At 65.8% G+C, this 9,949-nt stretch carries 10 protein-coding genes; 5 read left to right on the forward strand and 5 right to left on the reverse strand.

Features of this window, described 5'->3' with window-relative positions:
• Positions 1-48: 48 nt before the first annotated feature.
• From WD767_15710 to WD767_15720, 3 genes are read right to left on the reverse strand one after another with little or no spacing between them, the layout of a single operon-like run.
• Positions 49-903 carry an MBL fold metallo-hydrolase gene (locus WD767_15710; protein ID MEX2617539.1) on the reverse strand — a complete coding sequence of 285 codons (855 nt, stop codon included), beginning with the start codon at positions 901-903 and terminating at the stop codon, positions 49-51.
• A gap of 22 nt (positions 904-925) precedes the next feature.
• Positions 926-1,696, reverse strand: a complete 771-nt coding sequence (locus tag WD767_15715; protein ID MEX2617540.1) for an SDR family oxidoreductase — start codon at positions 1,694-1,696, stop codon at positions 926-928.
• 8 nt (positions 1,697-1,704) lie between these two features.
• On the reverse strand, positions 1,705-1,845 hold the full coding sequence (locus WD767_15720) for a hypothetical protein (protein MEX2617541.1): 141 nt from the start codon (positions 1,843-1,845) through the stop codon (positions 1,705-1,707).
• A gap of 75 nt (positions 1,846-1,920) precedes the next feature.
• Here WD767_15720 and WD767_15725 point away from each other — a divergent pair, with 75 nt between their 5' ends.
• The 5 genes from WD767_15725 to WD767_15745 are packed head-to-tail and all read left to right on the forward strand — an operon-like array spanning position 1,921 to position 8,063.
• Positions 1,921-3,249 (forward strand): SGNH/GDSL hydrolase family protein, encoded by a 1,329-nt coding sequence (locus WD767_15725; GenBank protein MEX2617542.1) that lies wholly within the window; start codon positions 1,921-1,923, stop codon positions 3,247-3,249.
• 27 nt (positions 3,250-3,276) lie between these two features.
• The gene (locus WD767_15730; GenBank protein MEX2617543.1) at positions 3,277-4,152 is read left to right on the forward strand and encodes a xanthine dehydrogenase family protein subunit M; all 876 of its coding nucleotides are present in this window, start codon (positions 3,277-3,279) and stop codon (positions 4,150-4,152) included.
• Positions 4,149-4,643, forward strand: coding sequence for a (2Fe-2S)-binding protein (locus tag WD767_15735; protein MEX2617544.1), 495 nt, complete (start codon positions 4,149-4,151; stop codon positions 4,641-4,643). Before WD767_15730 ends, WD767_15735 begins: the two co-directional genes overlap by 4 nt.
• The gene (locus WD767_15740) at positions 4,636-7,068 is read left to right on the forward strand and encodes a xanthine dehydrogenase family protein molybdopterin-binding subunit (protein ID MEX2617545.1); all 2,433 of its coding nucleotides are present in this window, start codon (positions 4,636-4,638) and stop codon (positions 7,066-7,068) included. The genes WD767_15735 and WD767_15740 overlap by 8 nt, the downstream gene beginning before the upstream one ends.
• The gene (locus WD767_15745) at positions 7,065-8,063 is read left to right on the forward strand and encodes an amidohydrolase family protein (GenBank protein ID MEX2617546.1); all 999 of its coding nucleotides are present in this window, start codon (positions 7,065-7,067) and stop codon (positions 8,061-8,063) included. The genes WD767_15740 and WD767_15745 overlap by 4 nt, the downstream gene beginning before the upstream one ends.
• A gap of 474 nt (positions 8,064-8,537) precedes the next feature.
• On the opposite strand, the gene WD767_15750 is transcribed toward WD767_15745, so the two are convergent.
• Together WD767_15750 and WD767_15755 are read right to left on the reverse strand one after the other, a co-directional pair.
• On the reverse strand, positions 8,538-8,981 hold the full coding sequence (locus tag WD767_15750; protein MEX2617547.1) for a GFA family protein: 444 nt from the start codon (positions 8,979-8,981) through the stop codon (positions 8,538-8,540).
• 167 nt (positions 8,982-9,148) lie between these two features.
• Entirely contained in the window at positions 9,149-9,940 is a 792-nt protein-coding gene (locus WD767_15755; protein ID MEX2617548.1) for a PIN-like domain-containing protein, read from the reverse strand.
• Between the last annotated feature and the right edge of the window lie 9 nt (positions 9,941-9,949).

Here is a 9,949-nt window from a genome sequence, read left to right on the forward strand (position 1 = left end):
ATGGCGCGGCCGACCCCGACACGCAAAGCGGTGCGGCGCGGCGCGGCGCTACACATCCAGCCGGTAAACCAGGCCGTCCCGCACAATCCGGCCGGCGGTCGGCGTGGCGAAATGGGTGCCGATGACCAGGACCGGGCTGTCGGCGTAGCGGTCGAGCAGCCCCAGCCTTGTTTTGCGCGCCGCCTCCGGGTCGCTGTCGGCGCTGCTGGCCCAGTCGGGCCGCGCCATCTGGCAGGGATGGTGGATGCAGTCGCCGGTAATGAGTGCATCCTCGCCGCGCGACGATATGCGCACGCTGACATGCCCCGGCGTGTGGCCGGGCGTCGGTTCCAGCCAGACCCCGTCGGCAACCGCGTGATCCGTTTCCACAAGATCGACGAGACCTGCATCGAAGACCGGGCGAACGGAATCGCCCATGATGTCGTCGCCGCGCCGCTGCGCCGCGCCTTCGCCGTTCCAGTGGTCCCATTCCTTCTGCCCGATCAGGTAGCGCGCATTGGGGAAGGTCGGAACCCATTTGTCGTCCACCAGCATCGTGTTCCAGCCCACATGGTCCACATGCAGATGGGTGCACAGCACCGTGTCGATGGAATCGCGCGGATAACCCGCCGCCGCGATATCGTCCAGGAACGGCCCGTGGCGCATATGCCAGCCGGGGATCGTGCGCTGCTTGTCATTGCCAAGGCAGGTATCGACCATGATACGCCGGTCCGGCGTTTCCACGATCAGCGCATGGATGCTCATGATCAGCCTTCCGTCCGCATCGGCGAAATGCGGCGCCAGCCACGCAATCGGCCGCACCGCCTCGCGCGTCGCGGCCGGCAGGATAAAGCGGCTGCCGCCCGCGACCTCCAGTTCCACGACCCGGGTGATTTTAATGTCGCCCACCTGCCACCGGTTCATGACATCCTCCTCCCCGTGTCCCTCAAAACGACGCCGTCATGCCGCCGTCGACGGTCAGCACCTGGCCGTTCACATAACTCGCCGCCGGTGACGCCAGGAAAACCGCGGCGCCGGCAATTTCCACCGGGTCGCCCCAGCGCCGCAGCGGCACGCGGTTGTCGAGCAGCGCGGTTACGCCGGGATCGCCGACCATTGCCGCGTTCGCCTCGGTCGCGAAATAGCCGGGCGCGATGCCGTTGCAGCGAATGCCCGCCGGCCCCAGTTCCACCGCCAGCGCCCGGGTCAGCGCCGCAAGCCCGCCCTTGGCGGCCGTATAGGCCGCATCGTTCGCGCGGGCGACAGGCCCGGCGATGGAGGTGACATTGATGATGACGCCCGCGCCCTTCGCCGCCATCAGGGGCGCCATCCCCCGCGCCATGCCATAGGCGGCGGTCAGGTTGACGTCCAGCATCCGGGAAAACGCATCCGGCGGCGTACTCGCAAGCGGCTTGCGATGGCGCAGACCGACATTGTTGACCAGGATATCCACGGCGGCGCCATGCACGGCGATCCAGCCATCGGCGGCATCCCGATCGGCAACGTCGAAACAGGCCACGGCCGATGACAGTCCCTCGCCCGTGAGTTCCGAGGACAGGTCCGCCAGCCGCGCCGGGTCGCGGCCGTTGAGCAGCACATTTGCCCCCGCTTCCGCCATGGCCCGCGCGATGCGCCAGCCCAGCCCCCGCGCGGCCCCGGTGACCAGCACGGTCCTGCCGGACAGGCTGAAACGGTCGTGATGATCCTGTCTGGACATGTCCGGGCTCAGGTCGCTCTTGCGGTATCGTCCGGGATGTCCTGCGGCGCATGGTAACGGATTTCTGCGGGCAGATACATCGCGTGGGCGACGACGAACCCGTTTTCATGATATTCCCGTCGCTGTTCTTCCGTCAGGACGGACGGCATGGCCCGCTCCCCTTCTCGTTGGGACAGAGGCACAGTCTAGCGCGTTACCCGGCACACACAATACGAAGGCACCCGATGGTCGTACCTCTGATCAGAACCACGCGGATCCACCGGACGTTCAGTTTCTTCTACGGCGCCGCCTTCCTGGGCTTCGGCATCTGGACGCTGTACGGACTGGCGCCGGTCCTGCTCGACCCCGCGGTCCGGCAGGCGGTCCTGATCGACCTTCCCGCGCAGCATTCAGGCATCTCCACGACGGCGCGGATCGCGTTGTTCGCCGCGATGATATGCGTCGGCGCCGCCGCGGCGGCATGGGGCGTCGCATCGCTGATTCGCGCCAACCTGCCCGAGACGGCCCGGTTGAACGGACTCATCCTCGGCCAGTTTGTTGTCGTGATGATTCTCCTCGAAGTCGCGATCCGCATCGGCATTGTCAGGGAAGTACCGCTAAGCCTGCTCACCAACCCGTCCTATTTCGCCAATCCCGTCTGCGGCGAGACGTTCTACCGGCTGGTGAAAGCGCCGGGCAACGCGTTCTCCAACAAGGTCTACGATGCGGAACTGGGCTGGGTCGGGCAGCCGGCGGCGGGAAATCCCGAAGGGCTGCGCTGGCCCGCCGCGATCGACGGCCGCCCCAAGGCCTGGTTCTTCGGCGATTCCTTCGTTGCCGGGGTCGGGAAACCGGACGGATCGGTGCCGGCCCTGTTCGAGTCCGCGAACCCGGCGCGGCAGTCCCTGAATTACGGCGTGCCGGGCTATGGCGTCGACCAGATATGGCTGCGCTACCGGCAGAAAGCCGCCGATATCGCCCCCGGCAGCCCGGTTTTCATCGGCATCCTGACCACCGATCTGGACCGGTCGGTCCTGGGCTATTTCTTCGGTCCCAAGCCGCACTTCCAGAAGACGGAAACCGGCTACACCCTGGTGCCGCCACCCGCGCCGGACGCGGCGGCCCCCGACACCGGCGAACTCATCGACAGTTATGCGCTGGCGGTCCTGCGGTCGCTGGCGGAACTGATCCAGACCGGCTTCGACCGTTCGGAAGCCCCCTGCCAGCGCCGGGAGAAAATCGCGCTGAACCGCTACCTGATCGGCGAGATCATCGCCGAGGCCGAACGCCGCCGGCACGATTTGCGCTGGATCGTCTTCACCGGTCATTCGGCCTTCACCAAGCCGCGCAACTGGCGTTACGATTTCCTGACCGGAACCCTGCGCGAGCGCGGCCAGACATTCCTCGACGCGCGCGAAACGCTGAGCTGCGCCGCGGACACCGCCGATATCAGGCCCGAGGCTTTTTTCATCCCCGGAGACGGCCATCTGAACCGGGAGGGGAACGCCGCTGTTGCCGCCGCGCTGGCCGATCTGGTCGCGGGCAAACCGCCGGCTTGTCGCGCCGGTCGATAGCCCGTAACGTCGCGGCGGGGGAGTGACATGAAACCTGCCGCCTTCGACTATTTCCGCCCGGCGACGCTGGCCGAAGCCTGCGCCCTGCTGGCCGGCGCCGGCGACGATGCCGACCGCCGCGTGCTCGCCGGCGGCCAGTCGCTGGTGCCGATGATGGCGATGCGGCTGGCCCGGCCGACCCATCTGGTCGATATCAGCCGGATCGCCGAACTGCAGGGCATCCGCGACCGGGGCGACCATGTCGAAATCGGCGCGGGAACCCGTCAGCGCGCGGTGGAAAAGGACCCGGTCACCGCCCGGAAGCTGCCGCTGCTCGCCGCGGCGCTGCCCCATGTCGGCCACCATCAGACCCGCAATCGCGGCACCATCGGCGGCAGCATCGCGCTGGGCGACGCCAGCGCCGAAATCCCGCTGGTCGCGCTCGTGCTGAACGCCACGTTCGTCATCCACGGCAGGAACGGCCGGCGCGAGGCCCCGGCGAAGGGGTTCTTCGAAGGGCCGATGATGACGGCGCTGGCGCCCGACGAGATCCTCGCCGCGATCCGCTTTCCGGTCTGGAGCGGCGTCACCGGCTGCGGCTTCCATGAAATCGCGCCCCGCAGGGGCGATTACGCGCTGGTCAGCGCCGCGGCCCAAATCGCGCTGGATGCCGACGGGATCTGTACAAGGGCGGCGGTCGGGGTTGGCGGATGCGCGCCGACGCCGTTGCGGTTGCCGGCGGTCGAAGACGCCCTTGTCGGCAAGCGGCTGACAGACGCACCGATCGCCGAAGCCGTCGCCTCGGTTCCGGGCCTGATCGACCCGGAAAGCAGCACCCATGCCAGCGACGCCTACCGCCGCCGCGCCGCGCCGCACCTGGTCCAGCGGGCGCTGCGGGACGCCCTGGCGGCGGCGGCCGCATGACCGCCCCCATCGATATCGAATTCACCGTGAACGGCAGGCCGGTCCGCCTGTCATTGCCGCCGCGCATGACGCTGATCGACTGCCTGCGCGACGAACTGGGCCTGACCGGCAGCCATATCGGCTGCGAACACGGGGTCTGCGGCGCCTGCTCGGTCATGCTGGACGGGGTCCCGGTCCGGTCCTGCCTGATCTTCGCGGTGCAGGTGGACGGATCGTCGGTCACCACGGTGGAAGGCCTCGTCCGGCCCGATGGCGGGCTGAGCCCGCTGCAGGAAGCTTTCCGGGACTGCCACGCCATGCAGTGCGGTTACTGCACGCCGGGCATGCTGATCGCGGCGCAGGGGTTGCTGGACGAAAACCCGGACCCGAGCGACGCGGATATCCGCGAGGCGATAAGCAGCAACCTGTGCCGCTGCACCGGCTACCAGCAGATCGTCGAGGCGGTCCGGCTGGCGGCGACGCGGCGGAACGCGGGGGCGGACAATGGCTGACGACAGCCCGACCGCCAACTACCGCTATATCTCGCGTCCCCGGCGCACAAGGGAAGATCGCCGCTTCGTCACCGGGCGCGGCGCCTTCGTGCAGGATGTGCGGCACCCGGATACGAAACACGTCGCGCTGGTCTCCAGCCCCTATCCGCGCGCCCGAATCCTGTCGATCGATACCGGCGCCGCGCTGGCCATGGACGGGGTGCTGGACGTGATCACCGGCGCGGAGCTGGCGGCGCACACCGACCGCCTGTATCACGGGGTCGACCTGCCGGGGGTCCGCTGGCATCCGCTGGCGCTGGACATGACGCGCTATGCCGGGGAATGGGTCGCCGCCGTCGTCGCCGATTCGCGCTATATCGCCGAGGACGCCGCCGAACTGGTCGCGGTCGAATACGAACCGCTGGACGCCGCCATCGGGATCGAGCGGGTGATGCAGCCGGACGCGCCGCTGGTGCACCCGGATCACGGCTCCAACATCCTGCTGAAGAAGACCTTCACCTGGGGGCCGGTGGCGGATGATTTCGGCGCCGCCGAACACACCATCAGCTACCGGGCGCGCTGGGGCCGGTCCTCGGCGGTACCCATCGAAACCTTCGGCGTGGTGTCGCGCTGGAGCGAGAAGGACGAGATGCTGGAGGTCTGGGCCTCGATCCAGATGCCGCAATACCAGGAACAGATCGCCGATGCCCTGCGCCTGCCGCTGAACGCCGTGCGCGTACACAATTACATCGATGTGGGCGGCAGCTACGGGGTCAAGCGCGGCATCAAGCAGACCGTCCTGACCGGCTATGCGGCGCGCAAGCTGGGCGTTCCGGTACGGCTGATCGAGGACCGCATCGACAACATGACCGGTGGCGACGCGCACGGCCCGGACCGGCTGTTCGACATCACGATGGCCTTTGACGGCGACGGGCTCGTCCGTTCCATGAAGATGCGGGTCGTCGACGATGTCGGCGCCTATCCCGGCCGCGCCATCCAGCAGCTGGGCAAGCCGATTTCCGCGCTGTGTGGCCCCTACCGGATGAACAGCATCGAATACGACGTCACCTCCGTCACCTCCAACAAGACCAGCCAGGTCGCGGTGCGCGGGTTCGGGCAGGCGCCGACCAATTTCGCCGTCGAAATGGGCATCGACAGGATCGCCCGGGCGCTCGGCATGGACCGACTGGCGGTGCGGCGGCGCAATTTCATCCGGCGGGACGAATTCCCGTGGCGGATTCCCTCCGGCACGAATTACGATTCCGGCGACTACCACGCGGTGCTGGACAAGGTGCTCGCCTTCGCCGGCTGGGATGCGCTGGTCGCGCGCCGCGACGCGATGCGCGCCGAGGGGCGGCTGGCCGGGCTCGGCATCGCCACCTGCCTGGAGCCGGGCGGCGGCAACAATATCTTCGAACACCTGCTGAACGAGAAGATCCGGATCACCACCTTCGTCGAATCGGCGCTGCTGAAGATCGACGGACAGGGGCAGATCACGGTCGGCATTTCGACCCATACCGCCGGGCAGGGCCACCAGACGCTGGCGGCCACGGTGGCGGGCGAGGAACTGGAGCGCGACCCGGACGGCATCCGCGTCGTGCACCTGGATTCGCTGGAGGCCCTGCCGACGCGCGGCCCGGTGGCCAGCCGCATGGCGATCATGCTGGGCACGGCGGTATCGAAGGCGGCGCGGCGGCTGCGCGACCGGATGATCCGCATCGCGGCGCATGACCTGAGCGTTGCCGACGCCGATATCGAATACGCCGATGGCGAATTCGCCGTGCGCGGCGCCCCCGCCCGCAGGCTGTCCTGGAACGAGGTCGTGTTCATCGCGCACCGGCAACTGCACCGCATGCCGCCGGACCTGGAACCCGGGTTGCAGACCATCGAGGTCCATGCGGTGCCCGGCGGCGGGCAGTTGCCGAACGACAGGGGCGAGGTGCAGATCTATCCCTGCTTTTCCTTTCAGGCGCATATCCCGCTGGTCGAGATCGACCGCGTGACCGGGCGGGTGGAGATCCTCGACTACGCCGTCGCCCATGACTGCGGCACGGTGATCAACCCGCATATCGTGCGCGGCATGATGATGGGCGGCATCGCCCATGGCATCGGCGCGGCGCTGTACGAGAAATTCGACTATACCGACGATGGCCAGCTGCTGTCCGGCACCTTCCTCGATTATTTGCTGCCCTCCGCCCATGAAATCCCGGACATCCGCGACACGGATCACTGCACCCCCTCGCCGCTGACCTCGCACGGGCAGAAGGGCTCGGGCGAGGGCGGCTACCTGGGCGCGCCCGCCGCCATGAACAGCGCCGTCAACGACGCGCTGGCGCCGCTCGGCATATCGCTGCACGAACTGCCGATGCGGCTTTCCGCCGTCGAGGAAGCGCTGCATCAGCACCCCGCCGCCCCGTCGCCCGGCAAACCGGAGGACGAAACGTGATCGTCGATATCCACGCCCATTACATCCCGCAGAAGATGCTCGAGGCGCTGGCCGGCGGCCGGGTGTCCTTCCCGAATGTCGATGTCATGCATGACGGCGACACCTTCAAGCTGGCCTTCGCCGGCGGCACGCCGACCCGGCCGGTGATGGGCCGGCTGCGCGACGCCGACTCGCGCCGCAAATGGATGGCCGGGAACGCCATCGATATCCAGGTCACCGGCGGCTGGCTGGACGGTTTCGGCTATGAACTGCCGCCGTCGGAGGGCGCCGCCTGGAGCCGCTATCTCAGCGAATCCCTGCTGGAGGCCACCGCCGACGCCCCCTTCCTGGCGCCGCTGGCCAGCGTCCCGCTGCAGGATGGCGACCTGGCGGCGCAGGTGCTGCGCGAGGTGCTTGCCGCCGGGCACAGGGGCATCATGATCGGGACCCAGCCGCATGGCGGTTCCGGCAACCTGGACGACCCGGACCTCGACCCCTTCTGGGAGGCCGCCTCGGAACTCGGCGCGATCCTGTATATCCACCCGATGTTCGGCTGCGGCGACCCGCGGCTGCTGGATTACGGGCTGATCAACGCCGCCGGGCGCGGGCTGGACACCACGACGGCGGTGGCGCGATTGCTCTATGCCGGGCATTTCCTGAAATACCCCGGCATGAAGGTGGTGCTGTCGCATGGCGGCGGCGCGCTCGCCTTCATGCTCGGCCGGTTGCAGCACAACGCGGCGATCCACCCCGGCCAGTTCGCCGACCCGACCGAAGGCTTCCGGCACCTGTATTTCGACACCGTGCTGTCCGATCCGGCGGCGCTCAAATTCCTCGCCGGCAAGGTCGGGACAGACCGCCTGATGATGGGCTCCGACTACCCCTTCCCCATCGGCGACATGGCGCCCTGCAACATCGTGCGCGACGCCGGCTTCAGCGAGATCGACACCAGCGCGATCCTCGGCGGCAACGCGGCGAAACTGTTCCGGCTCGACAGCGGGCACAGCCACGGCTGAGGCGGCGCGCGACCGGAATATTTGCCGGATGATTGGCTTTTGTTTGCATTTGTTGGCTTTTGTCGGCATCCCCCCATTCCAGTGCGTCGAAACCCCCGCCTCACCCCGACCCTCGCCACCCCCAGGGGTAGAGAGGGAGAAAATGGCGGCTTCGCCACTTTTTTAGGAACCCTCTCCTCTGGAGGCTGAATCCTCCCAAAAGAGGATTCAGGGCAAGGTGAAGAGGCAGCGGCGCCATCCCCGCAAAAAAACGTTGCCCCGCTTAACATCGATTAACATCGCTTAACATCCCATGACATCGGAACGCCGGGCCCTGCCCTTTTCGCCAGCCGCGCCGCCCGGACAGGCGCCGTCGCCCGGCGGAATCACGCCCGGCGGCCCGACGCGGCGGCGGACACCTTCGCGCCCGCTCTGAAAATACAAAAAGGAATATTAGCATATTTCAAGAAAAATAGCAACCGCCGGGCAACACCGCTATTCCGGCTTGTCGCCATCACCGTCCGGCGCAAACAATGCGAAGACCTCGGCCCCGGTCATTTTCGTGGTCGCATTGGCGAAGGCGTAAAAATCCGGCTGCTCATCGACGAAGATTTCGCTGTCCAGCACGAACCCGCCCTGGTCGTCCAGCGCCCCGACGCTGACGATATATTCGCCGCTGTCGATAATGCGATAGAACAGGCTGGTGCCGCAGACCCGGCAGAACCCGCGCTCGGCCCATTCGGAGGATCTGTAGCGCGCGACATACCGCTCCCCGTCGAACGCCACGGCCCCCTTGCAATGCAGCGCGAAGAACGGCCCGCTCGACCAGCGCCGGCACATCGCGCAATGGCACACGCCGATGCTCTCCGGCGCGTCCTCCACCGTGAAATGAACGGCCCCGCAGAGGCAGCGGCCGGTTTTTTTGTGGCTTGTGGTCATGGCGTTCGCTCCATCTCGCAAGGCGGCGCGGGACAGCCGCATTCGCCGCGTATTGTGATGGCGAACGTAACATGAATGGGGTGATGGGTACCAAGCGGCTATCGAAGGCATCGCAAAAAACAAGACTGGACCGCGAAGACTAATCGCGCAAATTGACGGAACGCCTACTAGGAGGCTTCCTCCCGTCCCATATCCTCTCTTTGCGCACCGCAAGAGGCTTCATATACGAGCAAGTATTCGCCAACTGGAAGCATCTTGTCTTGTTCATCGGAATACACATGAATGTTGAAATCAAATGTGGTTCCAGTTTTCGCCCTTACCCGAACCTCTGGGGCCTCGTCGGGGCTTTCTTCCAGCCTTGCCGTCACACCTGGTGGACTGGACAAATTTGGCTCAAGTCGACCCGTGCCTGTGAAATTTCTAACAGGCCGCGCAATAGTTATTCTGAGCCTTCCACTGTTTGAACTCTTGCCAGCAGTATCCACTTCCTGACTGACGCTGACCGCAGGCTCCCTAGCCAAAGAATACTCTCGGATTTCTTCCAATACTGATTCATCAGATATACCTCCAGTTCTCTCTTGGTGCAGTTTGAGAAACTGATCAGTGTGGTAAATCAGGATTTTCTGCTCTGTCTTCTCAAAAGCCTCCTGCAGGAGTTCAAGGCGCGGATTGAGCCTTTTTCCGCTCTTCTTTTCCCACCAGTCTTCCTTAGATTCCGAAGTAACAAGTATCACGGAATTTTGTTTCTCCTTGCCGTGTGAGAGTATTTGCTTCCACATTAAGTAGTCGCCAGCAAAGCCTAATCCGGCCTTGCTATCATCCATATAGCCAGGAGGGATATTTTCTGCCTTCCTTCGTTGAGCCTCTTTCAGATCATCTGCAATATCATCAGGTTCATTTCCAATGCAGCCATCTAACAGGCTGCGGAAAAACCCTTCCCAGCGTCGCGCGGTCGTGATTCAATTCTC

The sequence above is a fragment of the Alphaproteobacteria bacterium genome, assembly GCA_040905865.1.
In the GTDB taxonomy this organism is placed as follows: domain Bacteria; phylum Pseudomonadota; class Alphaproteobacteria; order UBA8366.